22 protein-coding genes are annotated in these 22,013 nt (G+C 73.2%); 10 read left to right on the forward strand and 12 right to left on the reverse strand.

Going from position 1 to position 22,013, the window contains the following annotated elements:
* Position 1: 1 nt before the first annotated feature.
* The 4 genes from ACUYMY_RS12165 to hemE form a co-directional block, all read right to left on the reverse strand.
* Entirely contained in the window at positions 2 to 1,267 is a 1,266-nt protein-coding gene (locus tag ACUYMY_RS12165) for a ferrochelatase (RefSeq protein ID WP_481703805.1), read from the reverse strand.
* Entirely contained in the window at positions 1,264 to 1,980 is a 717-nt protein-coding gene (gene hemQ / locus ACUYMY_RS12170) for a hydrogen peroxide-dependent heme synthase (protein WP_481703806.1), read from the reverse strand. The genes ACUYMY_RS12165 and hemQ overlap by 4 nt, the downstream gene beginning before the upstream one ends.
* 73 nt (positions 1,981 to 2,053) lie before the next feature.
* Positions 2,054 to 3,616, reverse strand: coding sequence for a protoporphyrinogen oxidase (gene hemG, locus ACUYMY_RS12175; protein WP_481703807.1), 1,563 nt, complete (start codon positions 3,614 to 3,616; stop codon positions 2,054 to 2,056).
* Positions 3,616 to 4,677 carry a uroporphyrinogen decarboxylase gene (gene hemE / locus ACUYMY_RS12180; RefSeq protein WP_481703808.1) on the reverse strand — a complete coding sequence of 354 codons (1,062 nt, stop codon included), beginning with the start codon at positions 4,675 to 4,677 and terminating at the stop codon, positions 3,616 to 3,618. Before hemE ends, hemG begins: the two co-directional genes overlap by 1 nt.
* A gap of 99 nt (positions 4,678 to 4,776) precedes the next feature.
* Between hemE and ACUYMY_RS12185 the strand changes: the two genes are divergently transcribed.
* Positions 4,777 to 6,120 carry a glutamyl-tRNA reductase gene (locus ACUYMY_RS12185; protein ID WP_481703809.1) on the forward strand — a complete coding sequence of 448 codons (1,344 nt, stop codon included), beginning with the start codon at positions 4,777 to 4,779 and terminating at the stop codon, positions 6,118 to 6,120.
* A 211-nt stretch (positions 6,121 to 6,331) separates the two neighbouring features.
* Here ACUYMY_RS12185 and moeB read toward each other — a convergent pair whose 3' ends face one another.
* Complete coding sequence (gene moeB, locus ACUYMY_RS12190; protein WP_481703810.1) at positions 6,332 to 7,516, reverse strand: molybdopterin-synthase adenylyltransferase MoeB; 1,185 nt, start codon at positions 7,514 to 7,516, stop codon at positions 6,332 to 6,334.
* Positions 7,517 to 7,643: 127 nt separating this feature from the next.
* Between moeB and ACUYMY_RS12195 the strand changes: the two genes are divergently transcribed.
* The 3 genes from ACUYMY_RS12195 to ACUYMY_RS12205 are packed head-to-tail and all read left to right on the forward strand — an operon-like array spanning position 7,644 to position 8,874.
* Positions 7,644 to 8,267 (forward strand): TetR/AcrR family transcriptional regulator, encoded by a 624-nt coding sequence (locus ACUYMY_RS12195; RefSeq protein WP_481703811.1) that lies wholly within the window; start codon positions 7,644 to 7,646, stop codon positions 8,265 to 8,267.
* Between the two features lie 57 nt (positions 8,268 to 8,324).
* Positions 8,325 to 8,549, forward strand: coding sequence for a DUF3107 domain-containing protein (locus tag ACUYMY_RS12200; RefSeq protein ID WP_481703812.1), 225 nt, complete (start codon positions 8,325 to 8,327; stop codon positions 8,547 to 8,549).
* 13 nt (positions 8,550 to 8,562) lie between these two features.
* A complete protein-coding gene (locus ACUYMY_RS12205; RefSeq protein ID WP_481703813.1) occupies positions 8,563 to 8,874 on the forward strand; it encodes a hypothetical protein in 312 nt (103 codons plus the stop codon).
* A gap of 3 nt (positions 8,875 to 8,877) precedes the next feature.
* On the opposite strand, the gene ACUYMY_RS12210 is transcribed toward ACUYMY_RS12205, so the two are convergent.
* From ACUYMY_RS12210 to thiO, 4 genes are all read right to left on the reverse strand, one after another.
* Positions 8,878 to 9,204 carry a 4a-hydroxytetrahydrobiopterin dehydratase gene (locus tag ACUYMY_RS12210; protein ID WP_481703814.1) on the reverse strand — a complete coding sequence of 109 codons (327 nt, stop codon included), beginning with the start codon at positions 9,202 to 9,204 and terminating at the stop codon, positions 8,878 to 8,880.
* A 102-nt stretch (positions 9,205 to 9,306) separates the two neighbouring features.
* Entirely contained in the window at positions 9,307 to 10,128 is an 822-nt protein-coding gene (locus tag ACUYMY_RS12215) for a thiazole synthase (protein ID WP_481703815.1), read from the reverse strand.
* A gap of 1 nt (position 10,129) precedes the next feature.
* Positions 10,130 to 10,372, reverse strand: a complete 243-nt coding sequence (gene thiS / locus ACUYMY_RS12220; RefSeq protein ID WP_481703816.1) for a sulfur carrier protein ThiS — start codon at positions 10,370 to 10,372, stop codon at positions 10,130 to 10,132.
* A gap of 1 nt (position 10,373) precedes the next feature.
* Positions 10,374 to 11,588 (reverse strand): glycine oxidase ThiO, encoded by a 1,215-nt coding sequence (gene thiO, locus ACUYMY_RS12225; protein WP_481703817.1) that lies wholly within the window; start codon positions 11,586 to 11,588, stop codon positions 10,374 to 10,376.
* A 129-nt stretch (positions 11,589 to 11,717) separates the two neighbouring features.
* Here thiO and thiE point away from each other — a divergent pair, with 129 nt between their 5' ends.
* The 5 genes from thiE to ACUYMY_RS12250 all read left to right on the forward strand — a co-directional run bounded on the left by thiE (position 11,718) and on the right by ACUYMY_RS12250 (position 17,958).
* Positions 11,718 to 12,407, forward strand: coding sequence for a thiamine phosphate synthase (gene thiE, locus ACUYMY_RS12230; protein ID WP_481703818.1), 690 nt, complete (start codon positions 11,718 to 11,720; stop codon positions 12,405 to 12,407).
* Complete coding sequence (locus ACUYMY_RS12235) at positions 12,404 to 13,246, forward strand: prephenate dehydratase (RefSeq protein ID WP_481703819.1); 843 nt, start codon at positions 12,404 to 12,406, stop codon at positions 13,244 to 13,246. The genes thiE and ACUYMY_RS12235 overlap by 4 nt, the downstream gene beginning before the upstream one ends.
* A gap of 23 nt (positions 13,247 to 13,269) precedes the next feature.
* A complete protein-coding gene (locus ACUYMY_RS12240; protein ID WP_481703820.1) occupies positions 13,270 to 14,883 on the forward strand; it encodes an RNB domain-containing ribonuclease in 1,614 nt (537 codons plus the stop codon).
* A 281-nt stretch (positions 14,884 to 15,164) separates the two neighbouring features.
* A complete protein-coding gene (locus ACUYMY_RS12245) occupies positions 15,165 to 17,045 on the forward strand; it encodes a DEAD/DEAH box helicase (RefSeq protein WP_481703821.1) in 1,881 nt (626 codons plus the stop codon).
* A gap of 97 nt (positions 17,046 to 17,142) precedes the next feature.
* Entirely contained in the window at positions 17,143 to 17,958 is an 816-nt protein-coding gene (locus ACUYMY_RS12250) for a DNA-methyltransferase (RefSeq protein WP_481705052.1), read from the forward strand.
* Between the two features lie 3 nt (positions 17,959 to 17,961).
* On the opposite strand, the gene ACUYMY_RS12255 is transcribed toward ACUYMY_RS12250, so the two are convergent.
* Positions 17,962 to 18,276 carry a hypothetical protein gene (locus ACUYMY_RS12255; protein ID WP_481703822.1) on the reverse strand — a complete coding sequence of 105 codons (315 nt, stop codon included), beginning with the start codon at positions 18,274 to 18,276 and terminating at the stop codon, positions 17,962 to 17,964.
* 168 nt (positions 18,277 to 18,444) lie between these two features.
* Positions 18,445 to 19,293 carry a PHP domain-containing protein gene (locus tag ACUYMY_RS12260; RefSeq protein WP_481703823.1) on the reverse strand — a complete coding sequence of 283 codons (849 nt, stop codon included), beginning with the start codon at positions 19,291 to 19,293 and terminating at the stop codon, positions 18,445 to 18,447.
* Between the two features lie 55 nt (positions 19,294 to 19,348).
* Between ACUYMY_RS12260 and ACUYMY_RS12265 the strand changes: the two genes are divergently transcribed.
* On the forward strand, positions 19,349 to 20,923 hold the full coding sequence (locus ACUYMY_RS12265; protein WP_481703824.1) for an aminopeptidase P family protein: 1,575 nt from the start codon (positions 19,349 to 19,351) through the stop codon (positions 20,921 to 20,923).
* 95 nt (positions 20,924 to 21,018) lie between these two features.
* Here the strand turns inward: ACUYMY_RS12265 and ACUYMY_RS12270 are convergent, their stop codons facing one another.
* Positions 21,019 to 21,987 (reverse strand): YflT domain-containing protein, encoded by a 969-nt coding sequence (locus tag ACUYMY_RS12270; RefSeq protein WP_481703825.1) that lies wholly within the window; start codon positions 21,985 to 21,987, stop codon positions 21,019 to 21,021.
* Between the last annotated feature and the right edge of the window lie 26 nt (positions 21,988 to 22,013).

Here is a 22,013-nt window from a genome sequence, read left to right on the forward strand (position 1 = left end):
GTCAGACCTCCGGGTACGGGGAGTGGGCGGTGCCGACAGTGGAACCCGCCTCCGCGATGACGGGCTTGGCACCGCGGAAGTTCTCGCAGTCGCCGGCGGGGACGACGTCGTACCAGGGGCCGAGCGCGGTCACGTGCGGACGCTCGGCGATGTGCTGGGCACCGCGCCAGCCGTCCGGGAGCCGCTCGCAGAGCAGATCCACGAGGCCTGCGACGAAGGCAGGATGGGTGCCCGGTGTCGGCACGCGGACGGCCTCGATGCCGAGCTCCCGGCAGGTCTCAAGGGCCTCGGTGTCGAGGTCCCAGGCCACCTCCATGTGGTCGCTGACGAAGCCGAGGGGCACGATCACGGCACCCTTGACGCCCTCGCCTGCGACCGCCTCGAGGTGATCGTTGATGTCGGGCTCGAGCCAGGGAACGTGCGGGGCGCCGGAGCGGGACTGGTAGACGAGGTCCCAGGCGATGCGGTCGGCCTCGCCGGCGACTGCCGTCATAACGGCCCGGGCGACGGCGAGGTGCTGGGCCACGTAGGCTGACCCGCCCTCGAACTCGCGCGGCTCGCCGTCGGCACGCCCTGCGGCCTCAGCGTCGCGGGTGGGGATGGAGTGTGTCGCGAACAGCACACGGATCTCGGAGTCGCGGGAGCCGTCGGCCGCGCGCAGCGCCTCGCGGACCTGGGCGAGGCCGGCCGCGGTGCCCTCGATGAAAGGCTCCACGAAGCCCGGGTGGTCGAAGTACTGGCGGACCTTGTCCACCTGCAGCTTCCCGTCGAGCCCGGTCTCAGACAGGCCGAGGCCGATGTCCTCGCGATACTGGCGGCAGCTCGAGTAGCACGTGTAGGCACTCGTGGAGAGCATGAGGACGCGGCGGTGGCCGGCGCCGTACATCTCCTCGAGCACCGCGGGCATGTAGGGCGCCCAGTTGCGGTTGCCCCAGTAGACGGGCAGCCCGATCCCGCGGGCGGCGAGCTCGGCCTCGAGCGCCGCCTTGAGCTCGCGGTTCTGCGCGTTGATGGGGCTCACGCCGCCGAACGCGCGGTAGTGGTGGCTGACCTCCTCGAGCCGCTCGTCCGGGATGCCGCGCCCGCGCGTGACGTTGCGCAGGAACGGGATCACGTCGTCCTGGCCTTCGGGGCCGCCGAAGGAGGCGAGCAGCACGGCGTCGTACTCGACGGGGGCGAGGCGTCCCGTCTCGGTGATGGGATTCGGGGACGTGCTCACAGCCAGAGGCGCGACCGCCCCGGGCACCTCGATGCCGACGGTGCTCACGCGAGCACCTCGGCGACCTCGGCGACGGAGATGCGGCGGCCCGTGTAGAAGGGCACCTCCTCGCGCACATGGTTGCGCGCGTCGGAGTACCGCAGGTGGCGCATCATGTCCACGAGGTCGGTCAGCTCGGGGGCCTCGAGCGCGAGAATCCACTCCCAGTCGCCGAGGGCGAACGAGGAGACGGTGTTGGAGATGACCTGCGGGAAGTCGCGGCCGAGCATGCCGTGCTCGCGCAGCATGCGCGCGCGCTCGTCGGTCGGCAGGAGGTACCACTCGTAGGAGCGGACAAACGGGTACACCGTGAGCCACGTGCTGGGCTCGACGCCGCGCGAGAAGGCGGGCGTGTGGTTCTTGGCGAACTCGGCCTCACGGTGCACGCCCATCGCGGACCAGGCGATCTCGGCGCCGGCGAAGAGCGAGCTGCGGCGGATGTCGCGGACGGCCTGCTGCAGGGCCTCGGGCTCGGCACCGTGGAGCCAGACCATGACGTCGGCGTCGGCGCGCATGGCCGAGACGTCGTAGGCGCCGCGCAGGGTCACGCCGCCCTCGGCGAGCCGCGCGACGAGTTTCTCGAACTCCGTCACCGCGCCATCAGTCGGCGCAGGGGCGCCAGGCACGCGCCGGAAGACAGTCCAGAGGGTGAAGAACTGCTGCGTCTCTGCAGCGCCCTCGTCCCCGGCTTTGGTGACAGATTCGACGGAAGTGTGGCTCATGGTTTCCAGTGTGCTCCTAACGCAACGGCAAATCGAATCCACAGAGTTCTACAGGACGTAGAAGTGATGAAGCTCACGCCGGCGGTTCCCCGGCGGGCCGTCCCGAGAGGGAGCCGACGAGCGCGAGGGCCTGCTCGCGGGCGTCGGCCACGACGGCGGCCAGTCCGTTGCCGGCGGCCCAGCCGCCCACGACGGCGAGCCCGGGCTGCTCGGCGACGAGCCGGCGGACGGCCGCGACCCGGTCCCTGTGGCCGACGGCGGCGAAGGGCAGGGCGCCCTCCCAGCGCACGACGTCCCAGCCCAGGACCTGCTCGGGCGTGAGCGGCACGCCGAGGAGGGCAGAGGCGTCCCTGAGCCCGGCCGCGAAGAGCTCGTCGTCCGACTCCGGCTCGCTGCTGGGCAGGACCCCCGGGACCCCGCCCCGACCGTAGGAGAGCCGCACGACGTGCGTCCCGCGCCCGGCCTCGTCCGCGAGCCACTGCCACTTCGAGGTCGCGTGCGTGAGGGCCTTGGCCTGGACGCCCTCGACCTGCGGCGCGACGAGGATCCCCGTGCCGCGCGGGCGGGCATCGAGGGCGGGGCAGTCGAGGACGAGGGTCACGAGCTTGACCTCCGGCCCGGGCACGGGCTCGTGGCCCGCGAGCTCGGGCACGGCGTCGGAGAGGAGTTCGACGGCGGCGGGCCCGCCGAGGGCGACGACGACGAGCTCGGCCTCGTGCACGGCGGTCCGGGGCCGCGCGCCCTCGGGCTCGTCAGCGGCCGGCTCGAGGGCCGAGCCGACGCGCCACCGGACGCTCCCGTCCGGTGCCGTGAGCCGATCGAGGCGCTCGGCGCGGTGCCCGGCGAGCAGCCGCACGCCGTCGTCCTCGAGCCGCGCGAGGAGCGCCGAGACCATGCGGTTCATGCCGCCGCGGAGGCCGGCGACGGCGGAGCCCGGCTTGGCGCCGCCCGCGGCACCGCGCTGGGCGGCGACCGCGGCCGCGAGCGAGCCCCGCTCGGCCATGAGCCGGCGCAGGCCGGGGGCGACCATGTCGACGTCGAGCAGCTCCGGGTCCGCCGAGTGCACGCCCCCGACCACGGGGGCCACGAGCCGCTCGAGCACGCGCCGCCCCATGCGCGCGCGCACGAGCTGGGCGACGCTGCACTGCCCGCGCGGCGTGGCGGCGGGGAGCCACGCGTCGGCCGAGGCGCGCAGCGACCCCCAGAGGCCGAGCGCGGAGCGGACCTCGCGGTCCCACGGGTTGGCGGGGATGCCGAGGATTCCGGTCTTGGGCAGCTCCTGGGGACCGTCGGGCAGGAGGACCCAGGCCCCCGAGGGGTGCGGCTCGACGATCTCGCCGGCGAGGCCGAGCTCGGCCAGGAGCCCAGGGACCGCGTCGGTGCGCGTCGCGAAGGACTCGGCGCCGCTGTCGAGGGCCAGTCCCCCGACCTCGTGCTCGCCGACGCAGCCGCCCCAGCGCAGGCCTGCCTCGAGGACCGTCACCGCCAGCCCTGCGCGGCGCAGCTCGAGGGCGGCGACGAGGCCCGAGACGCCGCCCCCGACGACGACGGCGCGGGCCGGGCCGCCGCCGTCGTCGGACGCCGGGGCCGGCACGGCGGCCGGCTCGCCGACGGAGGGGGCAGCCTGGGAGGACATCAGTGGGTGATCGAGTGGACGAGCTCCACCACGCGGGTCAGGATGTCGGGGTCCGTCTCGGGCGGAACCCCGTGGCCGAGGTTGATCACGTGGCCCGGGGCGGACGCGCCGGCGCGCACGACCTCGCGCACGTGCGCCTCGAGGACGTTCCACGGGGCGGCGAGGAAGGCGGGGTCGATGTTGCCCTGGAGGACCACCCGCCCGCCGAGGCGGCGGTTGGCCTCGTGCAGCGGCAGGCGGTAGTCGACGCCGACGACGTCGACGCCGACCTCGTACATCGCGCCCAGCAGCTCGGAGGTGCCGGTGCCGAAGTGCACGAGCGGCGCCCCGAGGTCGCGGACGTGGTCGAGGGCCTTCGAGGAGGAGGGGGCGGCGTAGCGGCGGTAGTCCTCGAGGCCGAGCGAGCCCGCCCACGAGTCGAAGAGCTGGCCCGCGGACGCGCCGGCCTCGATCTGGGCGCGGAGGAAGCGGCCCGAGGCCTCCGCGGTCCACTCCATGAGGGCCGCCCACGTGCCCGGGTCCCCGTGCATCATCGTGCGCGGGCCGAGGTGGTCGCGGGAGGGCTTGCCCTCGACCATGTAGGCGGCGACGGTGAAGGGCGCTCCCGCGAAGCCGATGAGCGGCGTCGTGCCGAGCTCGGCGACCGTGAGGCGCACGGCCTCGCGGATGGGCTCGAAGGCCGAGTCCTCGAGGCGCGGGAGGGCGGCGACGTCCTCGGCGGTGCGGATGGGCCGGTCGAGGACCGGGCCCACGCCCGGGACGATCTCGACGCCGACGCCGGCGAGCTTGAGCGGGATGACGATGTCGGAGAAGAAGATGCCTGCGTCGACGTCGTGGCGGCGGACGGGCTGGAGGGTGATCTCGGCGGCGAGCTCGGGGCGGAGGCACGACTCGAGCATGCTCACGCCCTCGCGGGCCTTGCGGTACTCGGGGAGCGAGCGGCCGGCCTGGCGCATGAACCATACCGGCTTCCGGCTTGGCCTCCCGCCGCGGTATGCCGTGATGAGGGGCGACTGGGCCGTCCGTCCGTCCTTGAGGGGGTGGTCTGCGCTCAGGTTCATACGGCGATTCTCTCAGAGGGCACCCACCCTCATGGCGACAGGCTGTCTCTCTCGCGATTCGTTTTCTACATCCGGGCGAAAAGCTATGATGGTGCCGCTGTGGTTGTTTTCTCCCTGGTGGCGACACACGCCGATATCGACCTCGAGACCGTTGCGACGCTGAGCAACGGTTCCTCGGGCGTGGCCAGCGCAGCCGCGTCCTCCCCCGCGCTCAGCGGCGCCGTCGTCCTCGCGACCTGCAACAGGTACGAGATCTACGCCGAGGCGGCCACCGCCGAGGACGTCGACGCCGCGCGATCCGCGATCGTGAGCGAGATCAGCGCGCGCAGCGGCCTGGCCGAGCAGACGGTCTCCAGCGCCTTCACCGTCAACGGGGGCCGCGACGTCGCGCGCCACCTGTTCGCGGTGAGCTCCGGCCTCGACTCCGCCGTCGTGGGCGAGCGCGAGATCGCCGGGCAGGTGCGCCGCGCCCTCATCTCCGCCCAGCAGGAGGGCACCGCGACGCCGTCCCTCGTGCGGCTGTTCCAGACCGCCTCGAAGACCGCGAAGGACGTCGGCGCGCAGACCGCCCTCGGGAGCCGCGGCCTCTCGATCGTCTCCGTCGCGCTCGACCTCGCCGAAGACCTCGCCGACGTGCGCGCGTGGGCGGACAAGAAGGCCGTCCTGTTCGGCACCGGCGCCTACGCGGGGGCCACGATGGCCCTCCTGCGCGAGCGCGGCTGCCACGACGTGGGCGTGTACTCGTCCTCAGGCCGGGCCGAGGAGTTCGCCGCCGCGCGCGGCGCCCGGGCCATCGCCGGCGAGGAGCTCCCCGGCGCCATCGCCGAGGCGGACGTCCTGATCGGCTGCAGCGGCTCCGACGCCGCGATGGAGGCCGTCGAGCTGGCCGCGATCCGCGAGGACTCGCCCCAGCAGCTCATCGTGATCGACCTCGCGCTCACCCATGACTTCGACCCCGCCGTCGGCTCGCTCGACGGCGTCGAGCTCATTACGCTCGAGTCCGTGCGCCTCGCCGCCCCGCAGGAGCAGGCCGAGGCCCTGGCCCAGGCCAGCGCGATCGTGACCGCGGCGGCCGAGGACTTCGAGTCCCAGCGCCAGGCCCGTCAGGCCGACGCCGCGATCGTGGCCCTGCGCAAGCACACCATGGCCGTCCTCGACGCCGAGATCGAGAAGGTCCGCGCCCGGCACGGCTGCACCGCCGCAGCCGAGGAGGTCGAGTTCGCCATGCGCCGCATGGTCAAGCAGCTCCTCCACACGCCGACGGTGCGTGCCCGCCAGCTCGCCGCGGAGGGCCGCGAGGACGAGTACCTCGCTGCGCTCGAGGCGCTCTACGGCATCGCCGTCGAGGTGCCCCGGATGCTCCCGCCGACGCCCGGCCCGGCCGCTCCCCCGCCGGCCCCCACGGACGCCGACTGCCCCGTCACGCACACCCGCGCGGGCTGATACCGGGCTGGGTGACGCACGACGGCGCGCTGGGCGCCGGTGCAGCTCGCCTCACGGCGGCGGCAGCATGAGGCCGCGCCGGAGCCCCCCAGCTTTCCCGCCGAACCTCCCCACCATTTGGGCGGCTACGCCGGTACGGCGCGGGCAGGAAGTCAATTCCGGTAGGGCCTCAGGCTCAAGGCTGGGGAGCTGCGGCGAACCCCCGTGCGGCTCAGTACACCGGTTTGGCCGGCTCGACGTCCCGCACCCACGCGAGGACGCCGCCCTCGAGGTGCCGTACGTCCGTGTAGCCGGCATCAAGGGCCGCCGCGAGGACGGCGGCCGAACGCGCGCCGCTCTTGCAGTGGAAGACCACCTCGCGGTCCCGGGGCACCTCGGACCAGGCGTCCCCGGAGAGGAGGCGGCCCTGCGGGATGAGACGCGCCCCCGGGATGCCCACGATGGAGGCCTCGCCCGGCTCGCGCACGTCGATGAGCTCGAAGTCCCGCAGGCCCTCCTCGCGGGCGGCGAGCATCGTGGCCAGCTGGGCGGCACTCACGGTCCGCTCGGTCCCCGGCGTCCCTGCCGGGGCGATGCCGCAGAACGCCTCGTAGTCCATCAGTTCGGTGATCGGCTCGGCGTCCGGGTCCTTCGCCACCGTCAGCTCGCGCCATGTCGCGGTGAGGGCGTCATAGAGCTGGACTCGGCCGAGCAGGGTCCGGCCCACGCCGGTGATGAGCTTGACGGCCTCGGTCACCATGGAGGCGCCGATCGCCGCGCACAGCATGCCGTACACGCCACCCTCGCCGCACGAGGGGACGGACCCCGCGGGCGGCGCCTCGGGGTAGAGGTCCCGGTAGGTGGGGCCGTGGTCGGCCCAGAAGACGCTCACCTGGCCGTCGAAGCGGAAGATCGAACCCCACACGTAGGGCTTGCCGAGGATGGCCGCGGCGTCGTTGACGAGGTAGCGGGTCGCGAAGTTGTCCGTCCCGTCGAGGATGAGGTCGTACCCGGCGAAGATGTCCAGGGCGTTGCTGGAGTCGAGGTGGACCTCGTGGAGCCTGACGTCGACGAGCGGGTTGAGCCCGAGGATCGCGTCGCGCGCGGAGTGGGCCTTGGGCCGGCCGACGTCGGCGACCCCGTGGATCACCTGCCGCTGGAGGTTGCTGAGCTCGACGGCGTCGTCCTCGACGATCCCGATCGTGCCCACGCCCGCGGCGGCCAGGTAGAGCAGGGCGGGCGAGCCGAGGCCCCCCGCGCCGACGACGAGGACCTTGGCGTTCTTGAGCCGTCGCTGCCCCTCGTTGCCGATCTCGGGGATGATCAGGTGCCGCGAGTAGCGCTGGAGTTCCTCGGGAGTGAGTGAGTCCGCGGGCTCGACGAGCGGAGGGAGGGCGGAGCGAACCTGGGTGGCCATGTTCCCAATCTAGGCCTCCCGGCCATGGCGCGGCGACACGGACGGGCATCACATGACCGGCGGGTAGAGTAGGGTCTACCGTTCGGGCAAGGTTCCACATGTCCGAACCGCCAGAGAGGTATCAGCAGTGAGCACCGAACCCCAAGCGGCCTCCGCACGCTCCCCGCGGCTCCCCCGGGACGAACGGAGGGCCCAGCTGCTCTCCGCAGCTCTCGAGGTCTTCGCCTCCAACGGCTACCACGGCGCTGCCATGGACGAGATCGCCGAGGCCGCGCACGTGAGCAAGCCCGTGCTGTACCAGCACTTCCCCTCCAAGCGGGACCTGTACCTCGCCCTCCTCGACAGCCACCTCGCGTCCCTATCCGACCTCATGAAGAAGGCCCTCGGCTCCACGACGGACAACCGTGAGCGCGTGCGGGCAGTGATCAGGGCGTACTACGAGTTCATCGCCGCCGACGACCAGGCGCATCGGCTCGTCTTCCAGTCGGACCTGCTCAACGACACGGACGTCGCCTCGCGCCTCGAGACCTTCAACCGCGGCTTCTCGGAGGCGATCGCCGAGGTCATCGCGTCGGACACGAAGCTGCCCCTCGTCGAAGCCCAGCTCCTGGGCAGGGGGCTTGCGGGCATGGCCCAGGTGAGTGCGCGCCACTGGCTCGAGACCTCGAACACGCTCGACATCGACGTCGCGGCCGACCTCGTTTCGCGGCTCGCGTGGCGCGGCATCTCGCGCTTCCCCAAAGAGGCATAAGGTACATAGGAGTCGGCCCGTGAGGGCCCGTGCGCCAGAAAAGCAAGGAGTCTGCCTGTGGAAATCAAGATCGGCATCCAGAACGTCGGCCGCGAGATCGTCCTCGAGTCCCCCCGAGACGCGGACGAGGTGGCCAAGCTCGTTGCGGAGGCGATCGGCAGCGGCAAGGAGCTCCGCCTCGACGACGAGAAGGGCCGCCAGGTGATCGTCCCCGCCTCCGTCCTTGCCTACGTGGAGCTCGGCGCCCAGGAGCCGCGGCGCGTGGGCTTCGGCGCCCTCTGAGGCAGGGCCGGCTGTGGAGACCGTCTGGTCCCTCGTCATCGACATGATCGTCGCGGCGGCGGCCGGCTTCGCGGTCTGGGCCTCGGACCGCCGCCACGGCAAGTACGGCATCATGCTCCCCGTCGCGGTCGCGGTCGCCGCGGCATGCGTCCTCTGGATCGTGCTCGTGGGACTCGGCACCGGCTACATTGCCGGCCTGACGTGGATGCCGTGGGTCCTGCCGATGGCGGCGGGGATCGCCGCGCCGGTCGCCGTGGCCGCTGTCGTCGTCCGTCGCCGCACGAAGGCGGACACGGAGCGGCTCACGGAGATCCTCAAGCGCTGACCGCTACACCTCTGGCAGCCGCTCGGGCTGGGCGACGGCGTCTAGCGCGGCGGCGCGGAGCACGCAGCGGTGGGCCGCCTCGATGTCCCTCATCGTGACCCGCCCGCCCGCGTCATGCGTGCTGAAGCGCAGGATCACGCGGTTGTACCGCCAGTCCAGGTCGGGGTGGTGTCCGAGCTCCTCGGCGACCTCCCCGACCGCTGCGATGAACCCGAGCGCGGCCGCCGAGCTCGGCAGCCTGTAGACGGTCGCGATGCCGCCGCCCGCGTGGAGCCATCCGGGCAGCTGCTCGAGTTCGATCTCGACCTGCTCGTCGCTGAGCGCCTCCATGCTGAAGAGGGTAGGCCGCGCGGGCCTCGCCGTCACGGGGCCGCGACGCCCTCTCTCCGGCCCCCGCGGCCGGACTCCCCCGCGCAGCACCCCGTGCGGGGCTCAGAGGAATTCGGCGCGGCCCTCCATCGGGCTCGAGGCGAGGGCGTGCTCACGCCGCGGGATCCGGCCGGCCCTCGACGCGAGGCGCCCGGCCTGGACGGCATGCCGGAAGGCCGTGGCCATCCGCACCGGGTCCTGGGCGCGCGTGACGGCGGTGGCCAGGAGCACCGCGTCGCAGCCGAGCTCCATCGCGAGGGCCGCGTCCGAGGCCGTGCCGATACCCGCGTCGAGCACGACGGGAACGCCGGCCCGGGCCACGATGAGCTCGATGTTGTGCGGATTCAGGATCCCGAGGCCTGTTCCAATGGGCGCGCCGAGCGGCATGACTGCGACGGCGCCGAGCTGCTCGAGCCGGCGGGCCAGGACGGGGTCGTCGTTCGTGTAGGCGAAGACCTTGAAGCCGCGCCCCACGAGCTGCTCGGTCGCGTCGGCGAGCTCGATCGGGTCGGGCAGGAGGGTCGTTTCGTCGGCGATGACCTCGAGCTTGACCCAGTCCGTCTCGAGGGCCTCGCGCGCGAGCTCGGCCGTGAGCACGGCGTCGCGGGCGGTGAAGCACCCGGCGGTGTTGGGCAGCACGCGGATGCCCTGGTCCACGAGGAGCTGGAAGAGCGAGCCCTGCTCGGCCGGCGAGTAGCGGCGCATCGCGACGGTCGTGAGCTCGGTCCCGGACGCCTCGAGGGCGAGCCCGAGCCCCTCGAGGCTCGGCGCGCCGCCGGTGCCCATGATGAGCCGCGAGCCCAGCGTGACGCCGTCGACCGTGAACGGGTCATCGGGGTCCTGGGCGAGCCCGAGGGCGGGGCGGTTGGTCGTCTCCTGGGTCATGTCAGCCTCCCTGCATCGCAGTGACGAGTTCGACGGCGTCGCCCGCCGCGAGCGGCGTCGCCGCCCAGCTGCCGCGGGGCACGACGTCGGAGTTGAGAGCGACGGCGACGCCGAGCCGGCCGCCGTCGGCCGGCCTGCCGTCGCTCCCTATGGCCCGCCCCGTGGTCTCCGCCACGAGGGCGAGGACGGTCGCCGGCTGCGGGAGCTCCCGCGGCTGGCCATTCACCGTGATCGCTGTCGTCATGTCACATGCCTCCGTTCGCGGCCGCGTCGGCGGCCGATGGCCTCGCGGCCGTGGACCCCCCGAGCGCGGGGATGCCTCTGTGCCCGAACCGGCCCGGGCTGAACACGTCCCAGCGCGGGTCGCGGCGCCCCTCGAGCAGCCCCACGCACACCGCTGCCGCCGCGGGCGTGAGCAGCACGCCGTGCCGGAAGAAGCCCGTGGCGACGATCAGCCCCGGGACGTCGCCCCCGCCGTCGCCCGCCTCGCCGCCGTCCGCCGGAACCCGTCCGAGGAGCGGCGCGTTGTCGGGCGTCCCGGGCCGGGCGCGCGCCGTCGTCTCGCAGAGCTCGAGCTCGGCGACGGCGGGCACGAGTGCCTGGGCGTCGCGCAGCAGCTCGTAGACGCCCCCTGCCGAGACGCCCTCCGAGCCGTCCTCGCGCTGCGTCGCGCCGATCACGACCGTCCCGTCGGCCCGGGGCACGATGTAGACGGGGCGCCCGCGGACCAGGCCGCGCACGGTCGCGCCCAGGAGGGGGCGCAGGCGCTCGGGCACGCGCAGGCGCAGGATGTCGCCGTAGACGGGCCGCAGCGGCAGCTCCACCGGGAGCCCGCCGAGCTCGCGCGCCCCGAGGCCGTTGGCAACGACGGTCTCCGCGGCGCGCAGCCCGCGCCCGCCCTCGAGCCGCACGCCGACGACGGCGGGACCCTCCCACACGAGCGACGCCGCGCGCGCCCGCAGGATCGCGCCCTCGCCGAGGCGGTCGCGCAGCGCGGCGACGAGCCGGCGCGGGTCGACCTGGTGGTCCGCGGCGATCTCGAAGGCGCCCGCGAGCGCGGGGGCCAGGAGCGGCTCGCGGCGGCGGGCCTCGCGCACGGAGAGCGGCTCGACGGCGAGCCCGTGCCCCTCCTGGACAGCGCGCAGGTCGGCAAAGGCCTGGCGGTCCGCGGCGTCGCCGGCGACGCAGAGGGTGGGGGTGCGCAGGTAGCCGCAGTCTGCCCCGACACTCCCGGCGAACTCCGGCCACGCGGCCGCCGAGGCCAGCATGAGGCCGAGGAGCTGCTCCTCCTGGTAGTGGTACTCGCTCACGGCCGCGAGCATCCCGGCGGCGGCGAAGCTCGCGCCGCTGCCAGGCTCGGGGTCGACGACGACGACGCGCCGCCCCGCGCGGGCGGCCTCCCACGCGATGCCGAGGCCGATCACGCCCCCGCCGACGACGATGACGTCGGTGCTGTCCATGGTTCCTTCCCTCCGCCGGCATGACCCGGATCAGGTGTGGCGGTCGGCGCTTGCCCTCTCAGCCCGCCGCACAGTGACCCCTGGTCACACTCGCGGGCTCCCGCAGTACTGGCGACTAGTCTAGTTGCCATGCTCCTGACCGACGCCCAGCTCTACGTGTGCACCGACGCCCGGACCGACCGCGGCGACTTCGAGGACTTCCTCGACGCCGCCTTCTCTGGCGGCGTGGACATCATCCAGCTGCGCGACAAGACCATCGAGGCCGCCCGTGAGCTCGAGCTCCTCGCGGTGCTCCGCGCGGTCGCCGAACGGCACGGGAAGCTCTGGGCCGTGAACGACCGCGCCGACATCGCGGCGCTCTCCGGCGCCCCCGTCTTCCACGTGGGCCAGAAGGACCTTCCGCTCCCCGCCGTGCGCCGCATCCTCGACGGCTCCGTGGCCGTGGGCCTCTCGACGCACGCGCCGGAGCAGGTCGACGCCGCCATCTCGGGCGGCTCCCTCGACTACTTCTGCACCGGCCCGCTCTGGGCCACCCCGACCAAGCCGGGACGTGCCGCCGTGGGCCTCGGCCTCGTCGAGCACGCGGCCGGGCGCACGCGCGAGGCGCTCGACGCCGGGCAGGCCCCCCTGCCGTGGTTCGCCATCGGCGGTATCGACCACGGCAATGTCGCCGAGGTGGTCGACGCCGGGGCGAGCCGCATCGTCGTCGTGCGCGCGATCACCGACGCCGAGGACCCGGCCGACGCCGCGGCGCGCCTGCGCGCCCAGCTCCCGGATCTCCCGGTCCCCTCCGGGCTTCCCGCGCCCTCGCGCGCATGACCGTCGTCGCCTACCAGGGCGAGCCCGGCGCCAACTCCCACATGGCAGCGCTCGAGGCCTTCCCCGGCGCCGAGACGCTCGCGTGCGCGACTTTCGAGGACGCGTTCGCGGCCGTGACCTCGGGGCAGGCGCAGCTCGCGATGATCCCGATCGACAACACCGTCGCAGGCCGGGTCGCGGACATACACCTCCTCCTGCCGGACACGAGCCTGCAGATCATCGGCGAGCACTTCCTGCGGATCCGGTTCGCCGTCATGGGCATCCCGGGCGCGACGCTCGAGGGCGCCCGCGAAGTGCACAGCCACGTGCACGCCCTGGCCCAGTGCCGCGGCTTCATCCGCGCGCACGGGCTCACGCCCGTCGTCGCCGGGGACACCGCGGGCTCGGCCCGCGAGGTCGCCGAGTGGGGTGACCCCACGCGGCTCTCGATCGCCCCGCCGCTCGCGGCGGAGCGATACGGGCTCACCGTCCTGGCCTCGGACATCGAGGACCAGAAGCACAACACCACGAGGTTCGTGGTCCTCGCCCCGCCGCGCGAGTACCCGCAGGCGGGGACCGAGTCGTTCGTGACGAGCTTCGTGTTCCGGGTGCGGAACCTCCCGGCCGCGCTCTACAAGGCCCTCGGCGGGTTCGCCACGAACGGGGTCAACATGACCCGGCTCGAGAGCTACATGGTCGAGGGAAAGTTCGCGGCGACGATGTTCATGGTCGACGTCGAGGGGCACCCGGACGAGCCGCCGCTCGCCCGCGCCCTCGAGGAGCTGGCGTTCTTCTCGACCGAGGTCCGCATCCTCGGGGTCTTCCCGGCGCATCCGCGCCGTTTCGGGGTGCAGGGCTGAGCCCGCGGGGCTAGGCTGGCGCCGTGCCGCACCATCACGTGACGCCGAAGGTCTCCGAGGCCGCCCCCGCGGACCGCCGCGCCCTCCTCGAGGCGGCCTTCGCGGCGCTGCGGGCCGAGTTCGGCCTCGAGGACGGCTATCCGGAGGATGCCGTCGCCGACGCCCAGCGCGCCATCGCGGCCCTCGAGCTGCCAGCGGCCGACTTGACCGGGCTCGGGTTCGTCACGATCGACCCGCCGACCTCGACGGACCTCGACCAGGCCCTGCACATCGAGCGCGACGGCGGGGGCTACCGCGTGCGCTACGCGATCGCCGACGTGCCCGCGTTCGTCGAGCCGGGCACGGCGCTCGACGCCGAGACCCGCCGCCGCGGCCAGACCATCTACGCCGCGGACGGCAAGGTCCCCCTGCACCCGGCACAGATCAGCGACGCCGCCGGGAGCCTCCTCGCCGACCAGGTGCGGAGCGCTTTCGTCTGGGACTTCCGCCTCGGCGCGGACGGCGAGGTGGCCGGCGTCGGCCTCGAGCGGGCCCGCGTCCGGAGCCGGGCGAAGCTCTCCTACGCGCAGGCGCAGGCGCAGATCGACGCGGGCACCGCCGTCGAGACCCTCACCCTCCTGAAGGAGGTCGGCCCCCTGCGCATCAGGCTCGAGGCGGCCCGCGGCGGGGCGAGCCTGAACACGCCCGAGCAGGAGATCATCACGGCCGACGGCGGCTACGGGATCCAGGCCTCCCCCTCCCGGCCGGTCGAGGACTGGAACGCGCAGATCTCCCTCATGACGGGCATGGCGGCGGCCCGGCTCATGCTCGACGGCGGTGTCGGGATCCTGCGGACCATGCCCGAGCCCGACGAGCGCTCGCTGCGGCACTTCCGCCGCCAGACGAGCGCCCTCGGCAGGCCCTGGGAGGGCGAGACGCCCTACGGCGAGTACCTCCGCACCCTCGACGCCTCCGATCCCCGCCAGCTCGCGATCCTGCACGCGGCGGGGGCGCTCTTCCGCGGTGCCGCGTACACCCCCTTCGACGGCGGGCCGCCCGCCGAGACGTCGCAGGCCGCGATCGGCGCGCCATACGCGCACACGACCGCTCCCCTGCGCCGCCTCGTCGACAGGTTCGTCCTCGTCATCTGCCATGCGCACGCGAACGGGCACGAGGTGCCGGCCTGGGCGCGTGAGGCCCTGCCCGAGCTGCCCGCCCTCATGGCCGCCTCGGACCAGCTCGCGGGCCGGGTCGAGCGGGCGTCGCTGGACCTCGTCGAGGCGGCGCTGCTCGTCAACCGCGTGGGGCAGGAGTTCGACGCCGTCGTGGTCTCCGGCTCGCGGCCAGACGAGTCTGAGCCAGGCGACGACGACGGGCGCCCACGGCAGCGCGACGGCGGCCGGGGCTCGCGCAGCGACTCGCCGCTCGACCGGATCGAGAGCTCGCAGAACGGCGCCGCCGTCGGGGACACGGCGGCCGGAGACGCCGCCGGTGACAGGGCCTCTGGGACGCGACCGCGTCCGTTCGGCACCATCCAGCTCGCGGACCCGCCCGTCACGGCGCGCTGCGACGGCGAGATGGTGTCCGGGACCACGGTCAGGGTCCGGCTCGTCGAGGCGGACGTCATGGCGCGCAGGGTCCGCTTCGAGCGGTCCTGATCCCGCGGCTGGCGGGCACCCGGAGCGTGTCGTGCGCCACGATTCCAGTGATATGGGGCCTCCAAGGTATCCTTGGAGGGTTACTGGATGCCCGGTCGTACTGCCGCGATCTGCTTTCTCCCTGCCGGCCCTGACGGTCGGCGCTCGACAAGCCCGCGATCGGCTTCCACTGGACGGCCGGCGCGCGCACCTGCTCCGGACGCTCTGACCGGCCTGCGAGGCCGGCAGCGTCCGTCGACGCATGAACCCGCTCGGGCCCAGATGGAGAAGGACCCTACTCCTTGAACGAAGTGCACACCCACGAGCTCCTGACCGACGACACCGGGACGGAGACCCTCGAGACCGAAGAGACCATCACCAACGACGCGCCCGTGCGCCAGGAGAGCCAGAAGACGTTCTCCGACTACGGCGTCGTCCCCGAGATCGCCCAGTCCCTCGCGGACGCGGGCATCCTGCACCCCTTCCCGATCCAGTCGATGACGCTCGGTGTGGCGCTCGGCGGCCACGACATCATCGGCCAGGCCAAGACGGGCACGGGCAAGACCCTCGGCTTCGGCATCCCCGTCCTGCAGCGCACTATCCCCGCGGACCACCCGGACTACGCGAAGCTGCCCGTCCCCGGCGCGCCCCAGGCGCTCGTCGTCGTCCCGACGCGCGAGCTCGCCGTCCAGGTCAGCAAGGACCTCGAGACGGCGAGCCGCCGCACGAGCCTGCGCGTCGAGGTCATCTACGGCGGCCGCGCGTACGAGCCGCAGATCGAGTCGCTCCAGAAGGGCGTCGACGTCGTCGTGGGCACCCCGGGACGCCTCATCGACCTGCACCGCCAGCGCCACCTGAACCTCAAGAACGTGCGCGTCATCGTCCTCGACGAGGCCGACGAGATGCTCGACCTCGGCTTCCTCCCCGACGTCGAGACGCTCATGGGCGCGGTCCCCGCGGTCCGCCAGACGCTCCTGTTCTCCGCCACCATGCCCGGCCCCGTCGTCGCGATGGCCCGCCGCTACATGAGCCAGCCGACGCATATCCGCGCCGCGGACCCGAACGACGACTCGGTGACCAAGAAGGACATCCGGCAGGTCATCTACCGCGCGCACCACCTCGACAAGGACGAGGTCGTGGCCCGCATCCTCCAGGCGGAGGGCCGAGGCCGCACGATCATCTTCACGAAGACCAAGCGCACGGCCGCGAAGCTCTCCGAGGAGCTCGTCGACCGCGGCTTCGCCGCGGCGGCGCTGCACGGCGACCTCGGCCAGGGCGCGCGCGAGCAGGCCCTCCGCGCGTTCCGCAACAACAAGGTGGACGTCCTCGTGGCAACGGACGTTGCCGCACGCGGCATCGACGTCGAGGACGTCACGCACGTCATCAACTTCCAGTGCCCCGAGGACGAGAAGGCCTACCTCCACCGCGTGGGCCGCACGGGCCGCGCCGGCAACAAGGGCACGGCCGTGACGTTCGTCGACTGGGAGGACGTCCCGCGCTGGAGCCTCATCAACAAGGCGCTCGGCCTCGACGTCCCGGAGCCGGTCGAGACGTACTCCTCCTCGCCGCACCTCTTCGCGGACCTCGACATCCCCGCCGGGACCAAGGGCCGCCTCCCCCGCGACAAGCGCGTCCTCGAGGGCGTCGACGCCGAGGTGCTCGAGGACCTCGGCGAGCCTGGCCGCAAGAAGGGTGGCCGCTCCGGGCGGGGCGAGCGCCGCGGCGAGAAGGGCCCGAAGGCCGGCGAGGACAGGCAGGACAAGGGCGCGGGCCGCAACCGGCGCCGGGGCTCCCGCTCCGAGGCCGCGGCCGACGACGCCGCTGCCGCCGCCACCGCGGAGGCCCCCGTCGAGGGCGCGGGCAAGTCCGGGCACGGCCACGGCCGCGCCGACCGCCAGGCGCACAGCGAGCCCAGCGGCGAGGGCCGCCGCCGGCGCCGCCGCCGCGGCGGGTCCGCCGCCGAGGGCTCCGAGCAGGGCGGCCAGGCCGCTGGCGGCCAGGGCGGGGCACCGGCAGAGGCCAAGAGCGCACCGGCCCGCCGGACCTCCCCCGCCGCGGCCGTCCAGCTCTCGGCCGCCGGGGACGGCACCCCGGTGGACCGCGGAGTCGCAGCCGCCCGCCGCCGTCGTTCGCGGACCCGCCGCGTCAACGGCGAGGTTGTCAGCCGCATCGAGGCCGAGTAGCCGGGAAGTGGCGAGCCAGCCTGTCGAGGGGGCCCGGCCGTGCGCGGACAGCGCCGGCCGGGCCCCCGGGCTCTGGTCCCCCGCGGGGCCCGACCTCGTGGTGCACGCGGACAACGCCCAGTTCCTCCCGACCCTGCCCGACGGCGCGTTCACGATGGTCTACATCGACCCGCCGTTCAACACCGGCCGCGCCCAGCGCCGGCAGGAGCTGACGATGGTGCGCAATCCCGACGGGGACCGGACCGGCTTCTCGGGCCAGCGCTACGAGACCATCAAGGGCGCGCTGCACCGCTACGACGATGCGTTCAGCGACTACTGGGCGTTCCTCGAGCCGCGGCTCGTCGAGGCGTGGCGCCTCCTGTCCCAGGACGGGACGCTGTACCTGCACCTCGACTACCGCGAGGTGCACTATGCCAAGGTCATGCTGGACGCGATCTTCGGCCGCGACTGCTTCCTGAACGAGATCGTGTGGGCCTACGACTACGGCGCGAGGACGCGGCGGCGCTGGCCCACGAAGCACGACAACATCCTCGTCTACGTCAAGGACCCGGAGCGCTACCACTTCGACAGCGACGAGGTGGACCGCGAGCCGTACATGGCCCCGGGCCTCGTCACGGCCGAGAAGCGCGAGCGCGGCAAGCTGCCCACCGACGTCTGGTGGCACACGATCGTCTCGCCCACGGGCCGGGAGAAGACGGGCTATCCCACGCAGAAGCCCGAGGGGCTCGTGCGGCGCATGGTGGCCGCGTCGAGCCGCCCGGGCGACTGGGTGCTGGACTTCTTCGCCGGCTCCGGCACGCTGGGCGCGGTGGCCCAGCGGCTCGGGCGCCGGTTCGTGTGCGTGGACGAGAACCCCGAGGCTGTCGAGGTGATGGCGAGCAGGCTCCCGTCCGCGCGGGTGGTCAGGGGCTGAGCGTCAGCAGCCGCTGAGGAGCTGGATGCCGTGGTCCGTCTGGCGGACGTCGCCTCCGGGGTTGCCGGGGCTGCACACGCCATTGGACAGCAGGACGCCGTTCGGCACTCCACGATCCGGCAGGAAGATCCAGAGACCCTCCTCCTGCACGTAGATCCACTTGCCCGCGAAGTGGACGTGGACCTGGTTGCCCCACGGGTCCGTGACCAGGACGTAGTCGGTGCCGCCGTAGGGCGCCCGGCTCACGTTGCTACAGTTGTGGGCGAACGCGGTCGTCGGGATGAACGTCAGTGCCGCGACGACGCCAAGGGTCGCCAAAGCTTTCCTGAACATTGGGGCTCCGTCTCTGTGTGGCGTTGAGACCGATCATGCTGGCGCGGGGCGCCGTCCCCAGTACCGCCAGAGTACGCGGCGGTTCTCAGAGTGGGTCAAGCATCCGTGCAAAGAAAGCCGCACCGGCGGCGCGGAGCCGTTTCTCGCGCGGGTTCAGGGGCGCACGACGGCGGTGCCCCGGCCCTGGCGCTCGATCTCGCCGAATGCCTCGGGCGTCGTGAGGTTCTCGCCGAGCAGGTTGGGCTTGCCCTCCCCGTGGTAGTCCGACGAACCCGTCACGAGGAGCCCGTGCTCGCGCGCGAGGCCGAGCAGGAAGGGGCGGCGGTCCGCGGGGTTGTCCCGGTGGTAGACCTCGAGGCCCGCGAGCCCGGCGTCGATCATCTCGCGGTACACGTCCTCGCCGACCGTCCGGCCCCGGGAGGAGGCGACGGGATGGGCGAAGACGGGGACGCCGCCGGCCTCGCGGATGAGCGCGACGGCGAGGGCCGGCTCGGGCGCGTAGTGCTGGACGAAGTAGCGCGAGCGCGAGGACAGGATCGTCGCGAAGGCCTCGGTCCGGTCCCCGACGAGTCCCGCGGCGACGAGGGCGTCGGCGATGTGCGGCCGCCCCACCGTGGCTCCGGGCGCGACGTGCTGCGTGACGTCGTCCCACGAGAGCGGGTAGTCCTCGGAGAGGAGCGAGACGATGTGCTCCGCGCGGGACAGGCGCGCGTCCTTGGCCTTCGTGATCTCCTCGAGGAGGCCCGGGTGCGCGGGGTCGTGCAGGTAGCTCAGGACGTGGACGCTGATTCCCTCGAGCGTGCGGCACGAGACCTCCATGCCCGGCACGAGCACGATTCCGTGCCTGCGCGCCGACTCCGACGCCTCGTCCCAGCCCGCCGTCGAGTCATGGTCCGTGATCGCGAGGACGTCCAGGCCCGCCTCGGCAGCGGCGGCCACGAGCTCCGCGGGCGTCTCCGTTCCGTCGGAGACGCGCGTATGGGCATGCAGATCGATCCTCACGCCCCCACGATAGCGCCGGGCTGGACATCATCGGAGCCGGTGGAACAATGGCACGGTGACTGTTTCAGATCCCGCCGAGGAGTTCACGGAAACCGGCCCCGCGTCCCAGCCGCTCGAGGAGCGCGCCACCAACCGCTCGCAGCGGCCGTCGTCGGACGCCTTCAAGGCGTTCATGGCCTCCCACTGGGCGCCCGCGGACACCACCCTCCCTGCGCGCGACGCCGTCGCCGATCACGCCGCCCGGCGCCGTCGGGCGATCTCCCAACGCTTCCCCGGCGAGCGTCTCGTCATCCCCGCCGGGCCGCTCAAGGTCCGCTCCAACGACACCGACTACCGCTTCCGTCCGCACTCGGCGTTCGCCCACCTCACGGGCCTCGGCCTCGACCACGAGCCCGACGCCGTACTCGTCCTCGAGCCCGCCGAGGCCGGGACCGGCGACGGCGGCGGCCAGCACACCGCGACGCTCTACTTCCGCCCGCTCGCCGGCCGTGACTCGGCGCAGTTCTACGCCGACCCGCGCTCGGGCGAGTTCTGGGTGGGAGCCCGCCCCACCCTCGCCGAGCTCGAGGCCCGCCTCGGCCTGCCGACGGCACACCTCGACGGGCTCGAGGTCGCGGTGACCAAGGGAGTCGGCGCGCCGGAGATCGGCGGGATCTCCGTCCGGCTCGTGCGCAAGGTCGACGAGAACCTCGACGCGCTCGTGGACACGGCCCGCTACAACACTGCCCAGGACCCTGAGTCGCTCGACCTGAGCGTGTACGACGCCCTCGACGACCAGCTCGCCGAGGCCCTGTCCGAGCTGCGCCTCGTCAAGGACGAGTGGGAGGTCGAGCAGCTGCGCACCGCCGTCGCGGCGACCGCGGAGGGCTTCGAGGAGATCGTCCGGGCCCTCCCCCGCGCGGTCGCACACCGCCGGGGCGAACGCGTGGTCGAGGCCGCGTTCTTCGCCAAAGCCCGCGAGGAGGGCAACGACCTCGGCTACGACACCATCGCCGCATCCGGGAACAACGCCACGGTCCTGCACTGGATCCGCAACAACGGCGCGGTGCGCGAGGGCGAGCTCCTGCTCGTCGACGCCGGCGTCGAGGCCGAGTCGCTCTACACCGCGGACGTGACCCGCACGCTTCCCGTCAGCGGGACCTTCTCAGAGGTCCAGCGGCGGATCTACCGGGCGGTGCTCGACGCCGCGGACGCCGCCTTCGCCGCCGCCCGCCCGGGCGTGAAGTTCCGGCAGGTCCACGCGGCCGCGATGGAGGTCCTCGCGGCGCGCCTCGAGGAGTGGGGCCTGCTCCCCGTCCCCGCGGCCGAGGCGCTCTCGGAAGAGGGCCAGCAGCACCGCCGCTGGATGCCGCACGGGACGAGCCACCACCTCGGCCTCGACGTGCACGACTGCGCCCAGGCCCGCCGGGAGCTCTACCTCGACGGCGAGCTCGCCCCCGGAATGGTGTTCACGATCGAGCCGGGCCTGTACTTCAAGGCCGAGGACCTCGCGGTCCCCAAGGAGTACCGCGGCATCGGGGTGCGCATCGAGGACGACGTCCTCATGACCGAGGACGGCCCGGTCAACCTCAGCGCGGCCCTGCCCCGTACGCCCGAGGACGTCGAGGCCTGGATGGCGTCCCTGCGCTGACTCTGCCCCGCCCATCCACACACGCCGCATCGCAACACGCTGAAGGTCTCCGGACTCCAGCATTTTGCGATGCGGCGTTTGAAAATTCGGCGAGGTCAGGCGCCGCGGTGCGTGCCGTCGTCGTGCTTGTGCTCCGCCGCGTGCTCCGGGCCCTCCTCAGGCGCGCGCGGCGCCTCCTCGTGCGGCGTGTGCCCGGGCTCCCCCGCGTGCTGGCTGGGCTCGACGCGCACGCCGTACTGCGGGCGGCCGTCCGGGAGATCGGGGTAGCGCGTGCTCGGCGCGTGCGCCGGCGGTGCGGGGGGCGCGCCCTGCGGCTGCTCCGGCGCGTGCTCCTCGCCGGACTTGACGCCGTACGGGTCCGACCAGCCAGCGGGCCGCTGGGGCTCGGGCTCCTGCGGGTGCCACGGCTGGGCCTGGCCCTGCCCGTGGTCGGCGGAACCCTGCCCGGGCTGCCCGTAGCCCGACTGTCCATAGCCTGACTGGCCCCAGCCCTGCCCGTAGCCGGACTGGCCGTATCCCGACGGGCCGTACCCGGACTGGCCGGGATGGCCGTGACTCCAGCCCGCGCTGCCCTGGCCGATCGGCAGCTGGGACAGGAGCCGGCGCGCGTCGTGCGCGACCTCGTGCCCCACGACGACGTCGTAGCTGCTCGCGACGACTTGGCTCGTCGACGTGAAGTCGCGCTTGCCGCGCTGCATGGCGTAGGTGACGATGCCGAAGAGCATGAAGAACGCCGCGCCCATGAGCACCGACGTGATGATCGAGAAGTAGCTCCCGTTCGGCGTGAAGAAGGACAGCAGGACGCCCACGAACAGGCCGAACCACATGCCGCTGAGCGCGCCGTTGAGGGCCACGCGCGGGTAGCTCAGCCGGCCGGTGACACGCTCGACGAGCTTGAGGTCGTTGCCGACGATCGCGACGAGCTCGACCGGGAACTGCTGGTCAGCCAGGTAGTCCACGGCCTTCTGCGCATCGAGGTAGGAGGTGTAGGACCCGACCGTCTCCCCCTGCGGGAGGGCGCGGGCCTCGTCGAGAGGCTTCGAAGAACCGAACATGTTGGACATGCCACTATTCTTACCCGCGAGTCTGT

The organism is Sinomonas sp. T428B (assembly GCF_056780155.1).